Raw genomic sequence first — 19,090 nt, 5'->3', positions numbered from 1 at the left:
AGGTGTGCTCCTAAAAGGTAGTTAGTAGATGGTTTGGGTGGGTACGGGCAGATCGCGGTATTCGTCAGGGGTGACGTCTACGGTGCGGGTGCTGCCGTCTTTGGAGGTGATGGTGGCCTCGGCCCAGAAACCGCTCGGGGCGGTGGTCTGCTTATAGTTCGAGGTGAGGTCGTACTTGCCGGATTTTCCGCAGTGCACCTCACGGTAGTTGATGCGGGTCATGGTGGTGCCGTACTCCACGCGCACGCGTTCCCCGGGCTCAAGGTGTATGTGCTTGAGCTCAGTACCAACCGGCATATAGGCGCGCTTGACGGCGCCAACGGATTCGAGCCAGCCCTGTGGAATATCGCCCCTATTGCCCCGCCAATTGGTATACGGATCGTGCTGGGCGCCGACGACGAAGTCGGTCACTGGCGCAAATTCATAGTCCCCGTGCGACCAGTTGAGGAAGTCGGTGGAGTAACCGGGCTTGCGGAAGGTTGGCTGCACCGCGGTGATATCCAGCGGGTACCAGGACTTTTCTTTGGCCTCGCACGTATCGCCTTCCTTGGGCCACGCGGGATCGCGTTGGGGTTCGGCGGCCGGCTGCACGATCTCGTCTTTGTCTGGATCAGCAATCTTTTCCAAGCTGGGACCGGAGACCGCGGTGTAGTTTCCTTCGATGGGCTTAGAATTCGTGCTGCCGGAGCGGGAAGGAATTTCCATGGCCAGATCCGATACGGAGCCATCGGCCTTGATGATATAGGCAAAGGCATAGCGCTCTGCTGGGCCTTTACCGCGGATGACATTGGCGCCCGGGATGTTTTCGAGGCGATCATCATTGCAGCCGACGAACATGGAAATAAAGTCCTTTTCCACCACGCCGTATTCCACACGGAAGGATTCGCCCGGCTTGAGCTTGACGGGGCCAAAGGTTTCCTTGTCTCGCCAGCCGTTGGCCAGCTTTAGGCCGATATCGGATTTAGCGGTGGTATCCCAGCCAGAGGGCAGCTTGGCCTTGGAATTGGCATCAATCTCGTGGTTGGTGCCGGTTTCTACCTCTGCGGTATACGGCACTTCCTGGTCGGTGCTGTTTTTAAATTGCAGGGTGCCATCGCTTAAATAGCGACGCCCGGTTTCAGCAAAACGCCATTCGCGCTCGGCGTAATCTCCGGCGGCACTGCAGCTTTTGTAAAGATTGGTAATGGGATATGCCTGTGGCATTGGAGGAATATCGCGCGCCTGTGCTGCGGGGGCAATAAGCGCCGCGATGGCAAGTGGGGCGATGAATCTCAGTCTCTTTGAAATCACCTGAAGACCATCCTTGTGGTTGTGAAATATACAAGAAATTATTCGTGAAGACGCAGCTAATATTAAGCCCGCTGTTATAAGTCCTCAACAGTTACAGAATTTTTCACCCATGCCTTCTCACCCGCCGTGCGGTGGGAAAATACCGTCTTACTGGTAAGAAATGCCAGAGATTGCCACGCGCCCCATCCCCCAATAAAGGGGATCTAATGCTTCCTAAAGGCCCAGCCCCACCGATGCCGCGCCTATACCGCGCCGGCGCCCTCCCGTCGCCACCGCTAACCGGCCTGCGCGAATCCAGACAATTTCCGCATCTTTGGCCTTCCACTAGTAAACTCAACGCCTATGACTGACCTGAAGACCACCGCTGGCAAGATTGAGGACCTGGATAACAAGCTCACCGAGTCCCGCGCGCCGTTGGGGGAAGGCGAGCCAGCCGCCCGCACCCGCGTGAATCAGCTGCTCGATGAGGGGTCCTTTGTAGAAACCGATGCACTGGCCCGCCACCGCTCCATCGACTTTGGCCGCGAGCACGATCGCCCGTACACCGATGGCATCGTCACCGGTTATGGCACCATCGACGGGCGCCGCGTGTGCATCTTCAGCCAGGATGCCACCGTCTTTGACGGCACGATGGGTGAGGTTTATGCGGAAAAGCTCACCAAGGTCTATGACCTTGCGCTGAAAACCGGGGTGCCCATCGTTGGCATCTATGATTCCACCGGCCCGCGCGTGCAAGAGGGCATCGTCACGCTGGCCGGCTACGCCCGCAACCTCGCCCGTGCGACGGAGGCCTCCGGTCTTATCCCGCAGATCTCTGTGGTGGCCGGGGATACAAGCGGCATCGCGGCTTTTGCGCCCACGCTTGCCGATGTCCTCATTGTCACCCACGGCACCAGCCTGCACCAGGCAGCCGGCGAGGTGACCCAAGCGGAACCGGAAACCTTTGGTGGTGCCGCAGTCCACGCGAAATCCGGCACCGCGCAGCTCAGCGCCCCGAGCGAGCAGGCAGCGCTCGCCTTGGTCCGCGACGTACTGGCTTACCTGCCGGCCAATAACCGCGCCGAGGCAACGCGCATCGATACGCGCGAGGTCGCCGAGTTCGATCTGGATTCCGTCATCCCGGATTCAGCAGAGGATGCCTATGACATGCGCGAGGTGGTCAACGCGGTCGTCGATAAGGGCTCCTTCTTTGAGCTTTCGGCCGAGGCTGCGCCCAATATCATTACCGGCTTTGCCTTCGTGGATGGCCGCGCCGTGGGCATCGTTGCCAACCAACCGCTTTCACTTGGCGGCGCGTTGGATTCGGCCGCGACGGAAAAGGCGGCGCGCTTTGTGCGCCTGTGCGATGCCTTTAATACCCCGATCATCGAGTTCGTGGACTCGCCCGGTTTCGTTGCCACGCCGGAGGAAGAAAAGGCCGGTCTCCTGCGCCGGGCGGCGGGGTTTGCGTATGCGCAGGCGGAGGCGAGCGTCGGCAAGCTTACGGTGGTCACCCGCAAGGCCATTGGCCCGGCCTACGCGTTTATGGGGTCCAAGGATCTGGGCGCGGATTTGGTCTATGCCTGGCCGACCGCGGAAATCTCCGTCGCCGAGGCGGCCGAGACCTCGCTGGCCATCTACGGCGATAAGGATAAGCAGGAAGAGATGGACGAGCTCTTCTTGCACCCCTACGCCGCCGCCGAGCGCGGCCTGGCCGATAATGTCATCGAGCCTTCCGCCACCCGCCACTACCTGGTTGAAGGTCTGCGCCTGCTAGAGCGCAAGGTCGTGGCCCAGGTACCCAAGAAGCACGGAACTGTTTAGGAAAAAATGTCTGAAACCGAAATCAAAGTCCTGAAGGGAAACCCCACGGAAGAAGAGCGCGCCGCGCTATCGACGGTGCTCAAGCAGATGAAAAAGGACCACTCCGGTGCCTTTGGGGATCGCAACCACTGGGGCAGGCCCGGTGAGCGCTTCGACCACTACGGCGCGCAGCGCGTCTTTAATCCTTCCGCCTTCCACACCGTGCGGTATTACTAATGCGCCTCATTTTGGCCTCGCAGTCGCCCTCGCGCGCCGCCATCCTGCGCGGGGCCGGCGTGGAACCGGTGCTCGAGCCCGCCGAAATTGACGAGCGCGCCCTAGAAAACCAGTTGGTGGGGCACTCACCTGCCGATACCGTGGCAAAGCTTGCCACCGCCAAAGCCGAGAAGGTTGCTTCCCGGTACCCCGACGAGCCGGTCATCGGCGGCGATTCCATGCTGCTATTGGATGGCCAACTGCAGGGCAAACCGCACACCGTCGACGCCACCATCGAGCGTTGGCACCACCAGGCAGGCCGCACCGCGCAGCTGCTTACCGGCCATTGCCTGATTTTTGGCGCGCAGCGCCACGTGGAAACCTCCACCACTACCATCCGCTTCGCAGAGGCTTCTGCCACCGATATTGAGGCCTACGCCCGCACTGGCGAGCCCTTGGAGTGCGCGGGAGCGTTTACTTTGGAGGCCATGGGTGGCTGGTTTATCGATAGTATCGACGGCGATCCCTCCTCTGTCATTGGGCTGTCCCTACCGGTGGTGCGCCGCGCGCTCTACTCTTTTGGGCTCAGCGTTTCTGATTTCTGGTAGGCCCGCACGAGCATCGCTAGAGTGTGTCTTATGGAAATGAAAGACATGCTTGCCCCAGAACCTATTAAGTTGCCCGCCGATCCCGGCGCTAAGGACGCGGCCGCGCCTGCGGCCGGCATCGTAGACCACCCAGATTCCCCGTTGCTATGGGCCATGCTCGCGGAGCAGGAGCTCGCCAAGCTCGAGGGCGCGGACCCCAACGAGTACATCACCGCTTATGCCTATGCCCGCACCGGCTACCACCGCAGCTTGGACCGCCTGCGCGGCAACGGCTGGAAGGGCTGGGGCCCAGTCCCCTTCTCCCACGAGCCCAACCAGGGTGTCCTGCGCGCCATTGCCGCCCTCGGACGCGCCGCCAAGGCCATCGGCGAGGACGATGAGTACGACCGCATCCGCCAGATGCTTTCCGATGCCGACCCCGATAGCGTTGCCCAGCTGCTCGACTAAGCCCACACTGCGGCTTATTAGGCCAATATAAAAAGCACATTCTCCCTGTTCAATCCCAGAGGAGAATGTGCTTTTCTTGTAGCTCATGCCTAGTTCAGCCGGTGCAGGATTTCGCGGGTATATTGCGTCGTCCGGATATTTGCGACTGCGAACTCTAAAAAGAGCCTCAAGCCAATGAGCTCGCCAAAGCAGATAAGCGTAACCAAGATGGCGGTGATAATCCCGAACGGACCAAAGAAAACGAATCCTAAAAGTAGGCCCAACAACCACGTGCAGCCAAGGATGATCATGCCGATGACATAAATCGCCGAAGCATAGCCTACGGTGATGAATTTATCGAAGCTGAAGTCCAAGAGGCCGGAGAAGAAGCCATCGGTTGGCGTCTTCGTGCGCGGAGCCTGTGGCGGGAACTGCCCGCTGTTATTCGGATACGCAGTAAATCCTGGCTGCTGCCCATTCGGCGCGTTCCACGCCTGCTGTCCCTGCCAAGAATTGCCCTGTTCTGGATAGGAATTTGGCGGCTGCGCGGGCCCCGGTTGCGCTGGACCCGGTTGCTGCGAGTACTCGGGGTGCTGATAAGCCGCCTGTTCCTGGCCCGATTGCGGGTGCTGCTCTTGGCTGCTTTGCGAGCCTTGTTCCTGGCCAGCCTGCGGGGTGCCATGGGAACCGAAAGCTCGCGCGTCATTGTCCGCAAAAGCACCGAAATCCTCGGTAGTGTCATTGCGCGGACCCTCAGAGAAATCACGGGCAACGAAGCCCTTCGAGAATTCCTCGTTGTCGTTGGTGGAGTTGTCGCTATGATCAGCCATAATCGCAGCCCATATTCCTAGGTCTAGGGAGAAACAGAACGATCTGACTATAGACCTTTTCAGCGCGTGGCGCGGTGTAAACATGATTAAAATTCGCTGCCCCGATTAATCTTCGAGAGCTGCTGGGTGCGCTCCTTAAGTAATGCAGCGGGAAAACTTGTAGAATCGCGGCTCCAAGTAAAAGCACTATTATGTTTAATGCTTTCCCGCCCCCACTTGGCTGTTTTATTGTATGGAATACCACACTACGGCCTCCCAAGTGATCAATTTGGCATTCATCGGGTTAGAGTGGTGGGAGCGAATCATCCCGTTTTATTAGAAAGGCAGGCGGGCAGTGGCAGAAGTAGACCCCTATCCCCCATTCCAGCAATATGCGCACCCAGAGCGGCTTGTCTCCGCTCCGTGGCTGTCTGCGCGCCTGGGCGTTAAAGGGCTGCGCGTCATCGAGGTCGATGAAGACTCCCTTTTGTACGATATCGGGCACATTCCCACGGCCACGCGGATTAATTTCCGCACCGAGCTGTTGAGCTCGCTGACGCGCGACTTTATCAACGGCGAGGAATTTACCCGCTTGATGCGGGAAAAGGGCATCCACGAAGACGATACCGTTGTTTTGTATGGCGATAAGTCCAATTGGTGGGCGGCCTATGCGCTGTGGGTATTTACCCTCTTTGGACACAAGGATGTTCGCCTTCTCGATGGCGGGCGCGATGCGTGGATGTCAGAAGAACGCGATACCTCCTTCATGGTCCCGGAATTCCCGGAGTCGGATTATCCCGAGGTAACCCGGGACGATTCCGTCCTGCGCGCCTTTGTTTCCGATGTTCGCGAGGCAACTGGTTCCCTGGTTGATACCCGCCCGCCGGAGGAATTCGCGGGTGAGGCGACGGAGTTCGACCCGAATGGAAACTCGCCGTATGGCACGACCATGTGCCACGGCCACATTCCGGGTGCGATCAACTTGGAGTGGGACCGCGCAACCTACCCCAATTCTTGCTTCCGCAACATTGATGACCTCAAGGTCAACTACGGCATGCTGGAGCCGGATACCCCCACCATTTTGTATTCCCACGTGGGCGCGCAGGCCGCGTTTACGTGGTTCGTGCTGACCTACCTTTTGGGCTTTAAAAAGGCGCAGGTCTACGATGGATCATGGTCTGAGTGGGGCAACATGGTCAATATGCCGATTGAAAAGTAGATTTTCGTCCGGTCATTAATTACCCACATCGTGACGATGTGGGTTTATTTTTGTTTAAACGTAACAATTATTGCCAAACGGACGAATTAATATTTTGGTGTGCAACAATAGATCCCGTAGTAAACGAAGTGTATTCAGGAGGTTACTGCCGTGGCAGTAGAAACCAAGAAGATCTCCAAGGTTCTCGTAGCGAACCGAGGTGAGATCGCCGTGCGCGTCATTCGTGCTGCTCGCGATGCCGGGATCTCCTCAGTCGCCGTTTATGCCGAACCGGATGCGCAGGCGCCCTTCGTCACGCTTGCCGATGAAGCCTTTGCCCTCGGCGGTTCCACCTCTGCTGATTCTTATCTTGTCTTTGACAAGATTCTGGACGCTGCCGCTAAGTCCGGCGCGGATGCCATCCACCCCGGCTATGGTTTCTTGTCCGAAAATGCCGATTTTGCTCAGGCCGTTATCGATGCCGGCCTGACCTGGATCGGCCCGCCTCCCCAATCCATCCGCGCTTTGGGCGATAAGGTCACGGCCCGCCACATCGCCGAGCGCGCCGAAGCCCCCATGGCCCCTGGTACCAAGGATCCGGTGGCCAACGCGGACGAGGTCAAGGCCTTCGCGGATGAGCACGGCCTGCCCGTGGCCATCAAGGCGGCGTTTGGTGGCGGCGGCCGCGGCATGAAGGTCGCGCACACCGCCGAAGAGATTCCGGAGCTTTTTGAATCCGCGACCCGCGAGGCCACCACCGCCTTTGGCCGCGGCGAGTGCTTTGTCGAGCGCTACCTCGATAAGGCCCGCCACGTGGAGGCCCAGGTTTTGGCGGATAAGCACGGCAATGTGGTGGTCGTCGGCACGCGCGATTGCTCCCTGCAGCGCCGCTTCCAAAAACTCGTAGAGGAGGCGCCGGCGCCTTTCCTGAGCGACGAGCAGCGCGCCTCCATTCACGAGTCCGCCAAGCGCATTTGCCGCGAAGCTGACTACTGCGGCGCCGGCACCGTGGAGTATTTGATTGGCGCCGATGGCCTGATTTCCTTCCTCGAGGTCAATACCCGCCTGCAGGTGGAGCACCCCGTTTCGGAGGAAACCACCGGGCTGGACCTCGTGCGCGAGCAGTTCCGGATTGCCCAGGGCGAAAAGCTTTCGCTCAGCGATGACCCGACACCGCGCGGGCACGCCTTTGAATTCCGCATCAACGGCGAAGACGCCGCGGCCGGTTTCATGCCGGCTCCCGGGACCATCGTCAAGTACTCCGAGCCAGCCGGCCCGGGTGTGCGCGTGGATTCGGGCGTCGTCGAGGGCTCGGTCATCGGCGGGCAATTCGATTCCATGCTGGCCAAGCTCATTGTCTGGGGTCCGGACCGCGAAACCGCCCTGCGGCGCTCCGCCCGCGCCCTGGCTGAATATCAGGTTGAAGGCCTGCCCACCGTGTTGCCCTTTGACAGGGCCATCGTCGCGAATCCCGCCTTTACCGCGGAAAATGGTTCCTTCGATGTCTACACCAAGTGGATCGAGGAGGCTTGGGATAACCAGCTGACGCCGCACGATGATTCCACCGATGCGGAAGCCGGCGCGCCCGAGGCCTCCCAGGTCCACACCGTAGAAATCGACGGCCGCCGCATCGAGGTAGCATTGCCCGCCACCTTTGGCATTACCGGCGCGCGCAAGCGGAAAAAGCGCAAGGGTGCCGGTGCCAAGGCCGCGGTATCCGGCGATGCCGTGACCGCACCGATGCAGGGCACGGTTATCAAGGTCAACGTGGAAGAAGGCCAAGAGGTAGAAGAAGGCGATATCGTCATGGTCCTTGAGGCCATGAAGATGGAAAACCCCGTCAAGGCCCACAAGTCCGGCACCGTGACTGGGCTGGCGGTCGAGGCCGGCGCGTCCACTACCAAGGGCGCGCAGCTGCTGGAAATTAAGTAACCGTGCCAGCTAACCTGGAAGAATGACTGATTCTTCTCTTGGTGTTCGCTTGGCCAAGGAAGAGGACCGCGACTACCTTGCGAGCCTCTTCCCCTCCTATATCGCGGACTGGTCCCCCATCGTTGATGGCGGCGTCATCGCCTTGCCCCTTGCTGCCAATGAGGACCCAACTGTAGAGCCCGTGGGGGCCGCGCTCCTGCGCTACTACCCCGCCGCCACCAAGGGCCCAGCCTTCCTTGGGGACTCGGGCGCTGACCCGCTTGACGATGCCACCTGGCTCACCCCCTTCGATCCCGAGGACATCCCAGAGCTCATCGTCGCCACGAATGGCACCGACGACGAGGCTTCCCGCGCCCACGACCTGCTCGTTGCCAATGCTACAGACCTCGCGGCCGAGCAAACCGCCCCCGGCATCGCGTCCGCCACGCCACTACCGGGGTTCGAGGAGCTCACCCAGGGTAAGTTCTTCCGCCGATTTTAATCTGGCACCCATTTCTTGCAGGCCTCCGGTTCCAGCAAGAGATGAATTTTAGCTAGTACCCTTGTGTTCTGCACCACAGCTGCTATTGTTGAGGGCTATGAAGATTTCCGCCTAGTACGACGTCCCTTGCACACTCGTTCTTTAAAGGTGGATTCTTCATGCCGATTTCTTTTTCCCAACTCAGCCTGTCGTGGCCAGACGGCACGCCCTGCTTTTCACAGCTTTCCGGAACGATCCCTGACTCGGTTACGGGGATGATTGGCGATAATGGCTCCGGAAAGTCAACCCTTGCTAAGGTCCTGTCCCACCAGATCGCGCCGTCCTCGGGTACATTCACGGCACCAGAGGTCACGTACCTAGACCAAGATCTTGGCTTGCGTGATTCCTTAACCATCGCCGAAGTATTCGGCGCGGCGGAAAAGATTGCCGCGCTCCACGCACTTGAAGCGGGAAATTACTCCGAGGATCTGCTGAAAACCATTGGTAACGACTGGGATATCGAAGACAGGATTCATGCGTGCCTCCATAACGCAGGGGTTCCCTACCCGCTAGATCGCACCATCGGTACGCTGTCTGGAGGCGAAGCGGTCACCATCGCATTAAACGCCGCCTTTTTTAATCATCCAGACTTTGTCATCCTCGATGAGCCGACCAATAACTTGGACGCAGCAGGAAAATCCAAGGTCACCGAGCTTATTTCCAGCGCTTCTACGCCCATTCTTGTCATCTCCCATGACCTAGACCTGCTCTCCCATGTCGAGCACATTGCAGAACTCTACGCGGGAAGTTTGCGGTTATTTTCCGGAAATTATCACGCTTACCGGGAGACGATAGAAACCGAACAGCGCGCTGCTGAAGCAGAAACGCGCGAGGCCAAGGCCGAACACCGCAAGCAGGTGCGCGAGCGCGAGGCGATGCAGGTGCGAATTTCCAGGGACAATCGCCGCGGGAAGGCCTTCTCGCACAACCGCCGAAAGCCCGGGATGGCGATGGGAAATGACAAGAATCGCGCCCAAAATACCGCGGCTAAGCGGTCGGCTCAGGCATCGGGTTCGGTAAAGGAAGCATTTGCTGCCTATCAAGCTGCGCAACATAAGATCCGCCCGGACGAACACGTACACCTTGACCTCCCAGGCACGCAGCTGCCTAACGGCACCCGCGTGCTCACCAGTAGCATCGTGGATATAACCGGCCCTGAGCATGTACGCCTTATGGGACCAAACGGCAGCGGGAAAACCACGTTCCTTAATGAGGTTGCGCGGGGCGGCGTTGAGTACAGCTTGGACTGTGGATACTTGCGGCAGAAAATCACCCTGCCAGAAGATCGCACAATCTTAGAAATGGTAACAGAGGCCAATCCCACGGCTCACCCACAAGTCATCCGCGATCAATTGGCACAGCTACTATTTCGCGATGACCAGGTGCACCGCCGCACCGGCCAGCTTTCCGGCGGCGAACGCTTCCGCGCGGAATTTGCCCGAGTCCTATTGGCCGAGCCCAGCCCTCAATTCCTCTTGCTTGATGAGCCCACCAATAATTTGGATATCACCACCATAAAGTGGCTCGTGCAGATCCTCGAGTCCTACGAGGGTGCGTACCTGCTGGTCAGCCACGATGACGGTTTCTGCAAAGAGCTCAGCCTCACTTCGCAGGTGCATATCTAGGCCCCAGTCTCCGCTTTGTATTACCTCCACTAATACAGACTGTGCTACTATTAGTTGCACAAAACTTATTGGAAGGAGGTAGCTCATGCTCATCACGCTCAACCCTGACGCGGATGCGCCGGTCTTCCAGCAGATTCACGATGAAATCGTGCTGGCCATCGCCCGCGGGCAGCTTTTTGCCGGCGACAAGCTCGATCCCGTGCGCCAGGTCGCCGCGGATATTGGTATCAACCCGGCCACCGTAAAACACGCCTACGACTTGCTCGTTGCTGATGGCCTCGTCGAAACCGCGGGTCGCTCCGGATCGATCGTCCGGCCCGGCGCGCACACCGCGGCGCAAGAACAGCAGGTTCGGCAACGCCTGCGCCGCGTGGCAACCCTCGCCCGCGCCCAGGGCTTTTCCGCTGAGGAGCTCCACGGCTATCTCGATTCCACACTGAAGGAGCTCGCATGATTCTTACCGTCCTCATGGCCGCGACCACGCTGGTCATAACGTGGATAATGACCACAATCCCGGCGCTTGCGGCGCCAGGCGCCCCGCTCGGCGTTCGCGTTCCCCAAAGCCACCTTTCGGATCCCGTTGTGGTCGGTGCTATTTCTGGATTTAAGACTCGGACGTGGGTTGTGGGCATCGCCGCGACGGTTATCTCGCTGTTCTACGTTAACCATTCGTGGGTGGCGGCCCTGTCTTCCCTGCTGGTCATTATCGGCAGCATGTGGGCTTACCTCTCCCAGCGCCGCTATATCATCGCGGCTAAGAAGAACGGCGGCTGGTTCGACGGGGTAGAAACCGCGGTCAGCGCCCAGGTAGCGGGGCGAGACTCCGAAGCCGTGCAGGATATTGATGTACCTACGCCGTCTTTTCCCTGGCTGACCATGTTGGGTTCCTTGCTTGCCATCGTCGCCGGCGCGCTCATCGTCGCCGCCCATTGGACCGATATCCCCGATCCCGTACCGGTGCACTGGGATGATTCTATGGAGCCCGATAGCTGGAGCGACAAGTCCATCGGCAGCGTCTTTTTCATCACGTTTATCGCGCTGGGAATGTGGTTGCTTTTCGTCGGCATCTGCTGGCTTATCCAACGCACCGCGGTTCGTCCACGCTCGGAGCGCTCCATCAAGGCGCGGCTGCGGAATCAGGCAAACCTTGCAGCCTCCAACGAAGCGATGGGCGTCCTGCTGCTTCTCATGTCCCTCGGGCTGGCGTTTATACAGATAACCGGCCCGGTACCGAGCTATCAGGACCTAGCTGGCCTCTCCTTTATCACCATGGTGGTGATGACCATTAGCGGCACCATAGCCATCGTGGCGATGATACTGCGCGCCCAATCGCAGCTCGAGCAACAGCTGCGTGGGGTGAAACTTCCGGATAAAGACAAAGAATCCCCCGATAATGACGAGCATTATAAGTGGGGGATCCTGTACTACAATCCCGATGACCCAGCGGTGCTGGTGGACAAGCGCCTGGGCGTCGGAGTGTCCTTCAACTACGCCACGTGGCAGGCAAAGGTCTTCCTCGCCGTCATGGCACTCATCATCATCGGGTCGATTGCTCTTCCATTACTCCTGATTTAACCAATGCGGTCCAGGATGATCTGGCGCTCCTTATCCAGCGGGGCCTCGGTAATCTTAAAGCCCTGCTACAAGGTCTCGAGGGAGCGCTCGAAGCGCTCTGGGGTCTCCGTGTGCAGGGTGAAAAGCTTCTGGCCTTTGGATACCTTTTCGCCCTTGACCGCGTGCAATTCGATGCCCGCGGTTGCCTGTACCGGGTCTTCCTTCCGGGCGCGGCCAGCACCCAGGCGCCAGGAGCTCACGCCGACGGACAAGGCATCGAGTTCGGTCAGGTAACCATCGGATTCAGCGATGACATCGTGGGTATGCGTAGCCACGGGAAGCTTGGCGTCTGGGTCTCCGCCCTGCGCCTTAATCATTTGTTTCCACTTGTCCATGGCGCGGCCATCCTTGAGCGCCTTTTCCACGTCGGCATCGTGCACGCCGGCCGCTTCCAGCATCTCGCGCGCAAGTGCCAGGGTCAGCTCGACGACATCGCTTGGCCCACCGCCTGCCAGAACCTCGACGGATTCTTCAACCTCGAGCGCGTTGCCCACCTTGCGGCCCAACGGGGTGGACATATCCGTGAGCAGTGCCGTGGTGGCGGTGCCGGCGTCATTGCCCAAGTCCACCATGGTCTGCGCCAGCTCGCGGGCCAAGGTCTCGTCCTTCATAAAGGCACCAGAGCCCACCTTGACGTCGAGGACCAAAGACGAGGTACCTTCCGCGATTTTCTTCGACATGATGGAGGAAGCAATAAGCGGAATCGCTTCAACGGTGGAGGTGATATCGCGCAGGGCATAGATCTTCTTATCCGCGGGCGCGAGGCCAGAGCCTGCCGCGCAAATGATGCAGCCCGGATCCTCCAGGATTTCCATCAATCGCTCATTGGAAATATCCGCCTGCCAGCCAGGGATGGCCTCCAGCTTGTCCAGGGTGCCACCGGTGTGGCCCAGACCGCGGCCGGAAAGCTGCGGGACCGCGACGCCAAAGGCGGCAACGAGGGGCGCGAGAGGCAGCGTAATCTTATCGCCAACGCCGCCGGTGGAGTGCTTGTCCGCAGTCTTCTTGGACAAGGACTCAAAGCTCATCGTCTCACCGGAGGCAATCATCGCCTTGGTCCACTGCGAGATTTCCTCGCGATTCATACCGTTGAGGAAGATCGCCATATTGAGTGCGGCCATCTGCTCATCGGCCACGACCCCGCGAGTATAGGCATCGATGACCCAGTCGATTTCCTCCGGGCTAAACACCCCCTTATCGCGCTTGGTGCGAATAACATCTACCGCATCGAATTTCTCGGCCATGACGACTCCTCCTGTAATGATTTGGAAACCGAAACATACAAGCACATAATGTGATTTACTGCACTATATATAGTGGTTGTACACTCCACCACGTCCAATTATTATTCCCTATAGAACAGATGTCAATGAGTATTTTTCTTTTTGTTCTAATGGAGAATTAACGCAGTCTCTCTTCACCCCCGTACAAAGAAAGTCCATACCGCAATGAACGCCACCCCGGATTCGCCTCCCACCGATGCCGAATTGCTCAACCTCGCTGAAGACGCAGCCCACCACGCCTGGGCTCCCTATTCCTCTTTCCCAGTCGGTGCGGCTTTGCTGCTTGCCGATGGCCGCATTGTCACCGGCTCCAACGTCGAAAACGCCTCCAGTCCGCTAGGCATTTGCGCCGAACGCAATGCCGCCGCGCACATGGTCACCACCGCAGACGTAACGGCCACCGATGGCCACTTGCCCAGCATCCCGCAGATTAAAGCGGTTGCTATCGTCGGCTTAAAGTCCGCGCCTTGCTACCCTTGCGGTGCCTGCCGCCAGGTCCTGCGGGAGTTTAACTGCGAGCGCGTCATCGTCTCCGTCGATGGAAAGCCCCGGAGCCACGACTTTGCCGAGATCCTCCCCCACTCCTTTGGCCCAGAGTCACTCTAATTAAAAAGTCCCTTCAAAGAACGGTCAGAAAATATGGAACGCTTACAAGGATTGCTCGGCATCATCGCCATTCTTGCAGTGATCTACGTCCTGTCGAGCTCGCGTAAAAATATCAAGTGGCGCACCATTGGCGTGGGCCTTGTCCTGCAGGTGGTCTTCTGTTTCTTGGTCCTCGCGTGGGATCCTGGATTCAAAGCCCTCAAGGGCATCGCCAATGGGCTAACTAAGCTCACGGAATTTACCAACGAGGGCACCCAATTCGTCTTCGGCGGCCTCTTCGGTGATGACTTCGTCTTCGCCCTCAATGTGCTGCCTGTCATCATCTTCTTGGGCGCCATCATCGCCGCCCTGTACTACCTCCGGGTTATCCAGTACTTCGTGGAATACGTCGGATCCGCCATCAAGTGGCTCATGGGTACCTCCAAGGTGGAATCGGTTTGGGCCACCACCGTCATCTTCCTCGGGCAATCCGAAGCCCCACTGGTGATTAAGCCCTACCTGCCCAAGCTCACCCGATCCGAGCTTTATACCTGTATGGTCGGTGGCTTTGCCTCCGTGGCCGGATCCACGTTGATCGGCTATTCGCTCTTGGGCGCGCCCCTGGAGTACTTGCTCGCCGCATCGCTCATGAATGCGCCGGGCTCGCTGCTCGTCGCCAAGGGCCTTATGCCAGAGACGGAAGAGACGAACCTCGACGCCACCGTTAAAGACGTCCGCGATACCGAATCTAAAAACATCATTGACGCCATCAGTAGCGGTGCCATGGCCGGCGGTAAGATCGCCATCTCGGTTGCCTGCTTGCTCATCGCCTTCATCGCCTCGATCGTGATGCTCTCTGCCATCCTCGGCGGCATTGGTTCCCTCTTCGGTCAAGATAACTGGTCGCTGGAAGGCCTCTTCGGCATCATCTTCGCCCCAGTGGCCTGGCTTATCGGTACGCCTTGGAACGAGGCCCTCGAGGTGGGTAACTTCATCGGCCAAAAGACCATCCTCAACGAGTTCGTTGGCTACACCGCATTCGGTGAAAGCGTCGATGAGCTCAGCGATAAGGCCGTCTTGATCTCCTCCTTCGCCCTCGCTGGCTTCGCCAACCTGTCGTCCATCGGCATCCAGATTGGCTCCATCGGTGGCCTCATCCCTGAGCGCCGCGGTGAAGTAGCAAAACTTGGCCCGCGCGCACTCTTCGGTGGCTTCCTTACCAATATGCTCAATGCCGCCATCGTCGGCGTCATCGTTGCACCAATGGTTCTCTAACCCGCCCGGCCAGATTCGATAACTAATCACGCCAAAATTTCCCAAAAGCAACCGCGTTTCCACAAAAATCAGGGCCGAAAATGGCCAAACGCGGTTGCTTTTAGACGTTTCCGCGAACTAGGTATGCAGCGACACAATTAATTGGTTGCGTCCTCTAGCTTTATACACCTTGAACCGTACGGAGTTTGTGTCAGCTCACGGCGCAGACGAGCATTCTCAGCGCGAAGATCGGGCTAGCTTAGCCCATCGGAGGATCCTCGGCGTTCGCGCTCATTTTGCCCCACCGGCCTAAAAGAACCTCGGCAGTGGGAGTGTCTAATGGTTTGTGTGTGGCAATCTATCCCGAATCAAATACTGGGCTCGACGAGAAAGAGAAACCTGTGATCCGATTCGCCATGAGAGATTACGGCACCCTAAAACCTCTAGACAGGCTCTTGTGACTTACATGCCAGGCACAAGGAGCCAAGCCCATCAATAGAACAGGAACGCACAATCATACCCAAGGTTTTAATCCAAGATTACTTCCTGAAACAATTGAATCGCATCAAAGCTACCGCCCCCTAGGGCCAGCCACCTGTCTGCTAACCTGGCAACGATGTTGACAATAGATGCAGACTACGGACATTCCGCCGCCTTGGGGCACCTCAATCGCAGCTTTAATGCCGGTCGCGTATACGGCCTAAAAGGCCCGAATGGTGCGGGTAAATCTACGCTGCTGCAGACGTTGAGCGGCGAGATTGCCCCACTAAATGGCACCGTTTTCATCGACGGTGCCGCGCCCGGTAGCGCTGCGGCGGCCGGTTCCGTCATCTCCGTCGGGGACCCAGTCTTCCTCCCCGATCTCACCGTGGGTGAGCACTTTAGCTTGCTATCCCGCCGCTCCGGCGTAAACTTTGCCGAGGTCCATGAGCTCTGGGCCATCGACGACGCCATCCGGAACTCCGCTGTCAGCAGCCTTTCTTCTGGCCAGCGCCAGCGGGTCTACCTCGCAGCCCAGCTTTATCAGCCGGCCAAAGCCTTGCTTATCGACGAACCCGAGCGCCACCTCGACCACACCTGGACCGCCTTCTTGGCCGAGGAGCTACGCCACCTGGCAGCCAATGGCCGCTGTGTGGTGCTCGCTTCCCATTCTCCGGCCATCTTCGCTGCCTGCGACGAAGTAGTGAAGATTTCATGAAACTTCTCTCCACAGCTTCCTCAGCCATCTATTACGCCTTCATCGCGGCACTTATCGCGAGCGTCAGCGTCTACGCCTGGCACAATGCTGCAGCGCTTCTGCCCTCGCTAGCACAGCGCACGGCCGCTGCTCTGCCCGCAACCGCGACCATTGGTGCCGGGCTCGGCTCGCTCGCCCTCATCATCCTCCTCGAGGCGCTCTATCCGCTGCGCAGCCTTTCGCTCGGGCGTTGGGTCTATGCGGATAGGCCGCGGGGGCGCATGGGAGGCGTCGATAAGCTGTCTATTGCCCAGCTCGCCGGCGTGAGCCTCCTAGGTCTTGCCCTGTGTGCATCGCTGCATCTTCCACTCTATGCGGCGATAACCCTCCCCCTGCTGCGGTTTGCCATCGGCTGGCGATCCTTCGAACTCGCCTCGCTCCTCCGCGCGGGCCGTACCCGTGCCATCGGCTCGTCCTCCTTTGGGCTACTGGATTCTGAGGTTTCTGCCGATGCTATCGCCTCCCAATCCGCTCGCCTGCGCCCGCGCTCACATGCCACGGCTTCGCTCAGTCTCCTCTTTGCTCGGCGCCTGTTTCGCCGGTGGTACATCCCCCTCGGTGCGGTCGCCGTCATGGGACTGACCCTAGCGCTAGCACCTCAGCTCGGCGGCCTTGCTCTTATTGGATTTGCTGCCGCTTGGACCATTGTCGGCGCCGCTACTGGCCGCGCCGCCTCCTTCGGCCGCATCGTCGATGGTGCGTGGCCCGACTGGGGACTGCCACTGGCTGCCACCGCAGGTGCTGCCGTTGTCGGCACCGCCTTCATCGCCACCGTGTGGAAGCTGTCCCTGTTCACGCTCGCAGCATGTTGTTTGGGGCTTAGTTACACCGCTTTTAAGCGCTCCCGTCCCGCACGCGTTACCACCATGAATATCATCGATACCGGCGGCTTCGGCGCCTCCTTCTCTCCCGAGGTCTTCGGTTACTTCATGCGCGGGAGCTACGGTATTGCTGCCATCGCTGGGGCCCTTTTTCTCTAGTCTCCCTGCCCCGCAACCCAGGTACGTCACTGCATTAAGTCGCCGGTACCTGGGATTCTTTTTGCCCTCTTTTCTGTACCACATAAAATAATACAGATTGTGTTACAGCAAGTAATACAGAAAAAGATTGGAGGTGACAGATGTTCATTACCCTTAACCCCGAATCTGACGTCCCCGTTTTTCAACAGCTTCACGATGAAATCGTTTTGGCTATCACTCGCGGACAGCTTTCCGATGGCGACAAGCTAGATCCCGTCCGCCGCGTTGCCAAGGATATAGGCATTAACCCTGCCACCGTGAAGAAGGCATACGACCTCTTGGTTTCCGAGGACCTTGTAGAAACCGCCGGACGCTCCGGCTCCATCGTCAGGCCTGGTGCTCGCACCACCGCGCAAGAAAAACAACTGGAAGAGCAATTAAGCCGCATAGTCGCACTCGCCCGCACCCAAGGCTTTAGCCCAGATGAGCTCCACGCTCGACTCAGCTCCACCCTTAATGACCTGGAAGTATCACCATGATTTTCACACTCATAATGGCCGCCACCACCCTGGTTATCACCTGGATCATGGCCACAGCCCCCTCCCTGGCCTCACCTGGCACCCCGCTCGGAGTGCGCGTGCCCAAGACTTATCTTTCTGATCCTGCGGTTACCTCCGCCTTCGCCGGATTCAAGATACGCACGTGGAGCTGCGGCATCGTGGCAACGGCCATGTCCCTCTTTGCCTGGAAACTGCCGTTATTAGCCGCACTACCTTCCCTCGTGGTGGCGCTCGGTGGCATGTGGGCTTATGCGTCCCAACGCCGCCGTATCATCGCGGCTAAAAAGGCGGGCGGCTGGTTCGACGAGGTTGAAACCAGCATCGCTGCCCGTGTTTCCACCACAGCCATTGATGCGCCCGAATTTCGCGGCATCCCTACCCCGACCTTTCCGTGGGTAACCATGCTCTCTTCCCTGCTGTGCATCGCGGCCGGTGCCATCATCGTAGCTTCCCACTGGTCCGCCATTCCGGACCCCGTTCCCGTGCACTGGAATGAATCCATGGAGGCCGACAATTGGAGCGACAAATCAATTGGGAGCGTGTTTTTCTCCTCATTCGTCGCTTTAGCATTGCTGGGCCTATTTGCCATTATCTGCTCTTTTATCGCGCATAGTGAGGTGTCCCCACGCTCTGAGCGCAGCATTAAAGCGCGGCTGCGTAACGAAGCAAACCTCGCCCTGACGAACACCGGCATGGGAGTCCTCACCCTGCTCATCAGCGCCGGGATGGCGCTGATGCAGGTAACCGGCCCTATCCCGCATTATCAACGCTTCAACGGCGCCGCGATCACCACAATGCTGATTCTCACCATTGGTGGCAGCATCGGTCTAGTTGTATTTCTTCTCTACAAGCAATCCCGGTTATCCGAACAATTGCGCGGTATTCACTTCGCTGATGAAGACAAAGAATCACCGGACAATGACCACCTCTATAAATGGGGAGTAATATATTACAACCCGGATGATCCGGCGGTACTGGTAGATAAGCGCTTCGGTACGGGAATGTCATTTAATTATGCCCGGTGGCAGGCCAAAGTCTTTTTCGGCCTCGTGGTACTCATCTTGGTCGGCTCGTTAGCATTGCCCGTCATCCTTGGTTAAGGCGAGCCTCCGCCATCCTCGCGAATCAACGATTTCGTCCATCTAGAGCAAGGATTTCGTCGACGGTTGCGGTCATTTGGATGGACGAAATC

Annotated in this window: 17 protein-coding genes and 2 pseudogenes; 16 read left to right on the top strand and 3 right to left on the bottom strand. The window is 58.6% G+C overall.

Features of this window, described 5'->3' with window-relative positions; all coding sequences use genetic code 11:
* Positions 1 to 21: 21 nt before the first annotated feature.
* Entirely contained in the window at positions 22 to 1,290 is a 1,269-nt protein-coding gene (locus tag ACP8IT_RS02935) for a hypothetical protein (protein WP_490290359.1), read from the bottom strand.
* Between the two features lie 342 nt (positions 1,291 to 1,632).
* Between ACP8IT_RS02935 and ACP8IT_RS02930 the strand changes: the two genes are divergently transcribed.
* From ACP8IT_RS02930 to ACP8IT_RS02915, 4 genes are read left to right on the top strand one after another with little or no spacing between them, the layout of a single operon-like run.
* Complete coding sequence (locus ACP8IT_RS02930) at positions 1,633 to 3,093, top strand: acyl-CoA carboxylase subunit beta (RefSeq protein ID WP_490290358.1); 1,461 nt, start codon at positions 1,633 to 1,635, stop codon at positions 3,091 to 3,093.
* Positions 3,094 to 3,099: 6 nt separating this feature from the next.
* A complete protein-coding gene (locus tag ACP8IT_RS02925; RefSeq protein WP_005281605.1) occupies positions 3,100 to 3,309 on the top strand; it encodes an acyl-CoA carboxylase subunit epsilon in 210 nt (69 codons plus the stop codon).
* Positions 3,309 to 3,896, top strand: a complete 588-nt coding sequence (locus ACP8IT_RS02920; protein WP_023016848.1) for a Maf family protein — start codon at positions 3,309 to 3,311, stop codon at positions 3,894 to 3,896. The genes ACP8IT_RS02925 and ACP8IT_RS02920 overlap by 1 nt, the downstream gene beginning before the upstream one ends.
* A gap of 30 nt (positions 3,897 to 3,926) precedes the next feature.
* Positions 3,927 to 4,343, top strand: coding sequence for a DUF3151 domain-containing protein (locus tag ACP8IT_RS02915; protein WP_005281598.1), 417 nt, complete (start codon positions 3,927 to 3,929; stop codon positions 4,341 to 4,343).
* Between the two features lie 89 nt (positions 4,344 to 4,432).
* Here the strand turns inward: ACP8IT_RS02915 and ACP8IT_RS02910 are convergent, their stop codons facing one another.
* Entirely contained in the window at positions 4,433 to 5,152 is a 720-nt protein-coding gene (locus tag ACP8IT_RS02910; RefSeq protein WP_484483627.1) for a DUF4282 domain-containing protein, read from the bottom strand.
* Positions 5,153 to 5,486: 334 nt separating this feature from the next.
* Between ACP8IT_RS02910 and ACP8IT_RS02905 the strand changes: the two genes are divergently transcribed.
* The 6 genes from ACP8IT_RS02905 (at position 5,487) to ACP8IT_RS02880 (ending at position 11,981) form a co-directional block, all read left to right on the top strand.
* A complete protein-coding gene (locus tag ACP8IT_RS02905) occupies positions 5,487 to 6,350 on the top strand; it encodes a sulfurtransferase (RefSeq protein WP_237800608.1) in 864 nt (287 codons plus the stop codon).
* Positions 6,351 to 6,500: 150 nt separating this feature from the next.
* Positions 6,501 to 8,261, top strand: coding sequence for an acetyl-CoA carboxylase biotin carboxylase subunit (locus ACP8IT_RS02900; protein WP_005281591.1), 1,761 nt, complete (start codon positions 6,501 to 6,503; stop codon positions 8,259 to 8,261).
* A 22-nt stretch (positions 8,262 to 8,283) separates the two neighbouring features.
* Positions 8,284 to 8,742, top strand: coding sequence for a hypothetical protein (locus tag ACP8IT_RS02895; RefSeq protein WP_005281589.1), 459 nt, complete (start codon positions 8,284 to 8,286; stop codon positions 8,740 to 8,742).
* A gap of 158 nt (positions 8,743 to 8,900) precedes the next feature.
* The gene (locus ACP8IT_RS02890; protein ID WP_490290357.1) at positions 8,901 to 10,406 is read left to right on the top strand and encodes an ATP-binding cassette domain-containing protein; all 1,506 of its coding nucleotides are present in this window, start codon (positions 8,901 to 8,903) and stop codon (positions 10,404 to 10,406) included.
* Between the two features lie 85 nt (positions 10,407 to 10,491).
* The gene (locus ACP8IT_RS02885) at positions 10,492 to 10,860 is read left to right on the top strand and encodes a GntR family transcriptional regulator (protein ID WP_023028373.1); all 369 of its coding nucleotides are present in this window, start codon (positions 10,492 to 10,494) and stop codon (positions 10,858 to 10,860) included.
* Complete coding sequence (locus ACP8IT_RS02880) at positions 10,857 to 11,981, top strand: DUF1648 domain-containing protein (protein WP_490290356.1); 1,125 nt, start codon at positions 10,857 to 10,859, stop codon at positions 11,979 to 11,981. The genes ACP8IT_RS02885 and ACP8IT_RS02880 overlap by 4 nt, the downstream gene beginning before the upstream one ends.
* Here the strand turns inward: ACP8IT_RS02880 and ACP8IT_RS02875 are convergent.
* Positions 11,978 to 13,264, bottom strand: a pseudogene (locus ACP8IT_RS02875) (thymidine phosphorylase). The gene ACP8IT_RS02880 and the pseudogene ACP8IT_RS02875 overlap by 4 nt on opposite strands.
* Before the next feature lie 204 nt (positions 13,265 to 13,468).
* On the opposite strand from ACP8IT_RS02875, the gene ACP8IT_RS02870 reads away from it, so the two are divergent.
* The 6 genes and pseudogenes from ACP8IT_RS02870 to ACP8IT_RS02845 all read left to right on the top strand — a co-directional run.
* Positions 13,469 to 13,909, top strand: coding sequence for a cytidine deaminase (locus ACP8IT_RS02870; protein WP_490290355.1), 441 nt, complete (start codon positions 13,469 to 13,471; stop codon positions 13,907 to 13,909).
* 33 nt (positions 13,910 to 13,942) lie between these two features.
* Positions 13,943 to 15,163 (top strand): NupC/NupG family nucleoside CNT transporter, encoded by a 1,221-nt coding sequence (locus ACP8IT_RS02865; RefSeq protein WP_284781843.1) that lies wholly within the window; start codon positions 13,943 to 13,945, stop codon positions 15,161 to 15,163.
* 595 nt (positions 15,164 to 15,758) lie between these two features.
* On the top strand, positions 15,759 to 16,340 hold the full coding sequence (locus ACP8IT_RS02860; protein ID WP_005281569.1) for an ABC transporter ATP-binding protein: 582 nt from the start codon (positions 15,759 to 15,761) through the stop codon (positions 16,338 to 16,340).
* Positions 16,337 to 17,359, top strand: coding sequence for a hypothetical protein (locus ACP8IT_RS02855; protein ID WP_023028369.1), 1,023 nt, complete (start codon positions 16,337 to 16,339; stop codon positions 17,357 to 17,359). The genes ACP8IT_RS02860 and ACP8IT_RS02855 overlap by 4 nt, the downstream gene beginning before the upstream one ends.
* 140 nt (positions 17,360 to 17,499) lie before the next feature.
* Positions 17,500 to 17,877 carry a GntR family transcriptional regulator gene (locus tag ACP8IT_RS02850; RefSeq protein WP_490290354.1) on the top strand — a complete coding sequence of 126 codons (378 nt, stop codon included), beginning with the start codon at positions 17,500 to 17,502 and terminating at the stop codon, positions 17,875 to 17,877.
* Positions 17,874 to 18,920, top strand: a pseudogene (locus tag ACP8IT_RS02845) (DUF1648 domain-containing protein); the annotation flags it as partial. The gene ACP8IT_RS02850 and the pseudogene ACP8IT_RS02845, both read left to right, overlap by 4 nt.
* Positions 18,921 to 19,090 lie beyond the last annotated feature (170 nt).

The organism is Corynebacterium sp. LaCa_23, from assembly GCF_058182375.1.
The sequence above is the reverse complement of the archived record's forward strand: the minus strand, read 5'-3'. Positions and strand labels throughout refer to the sequence as shown.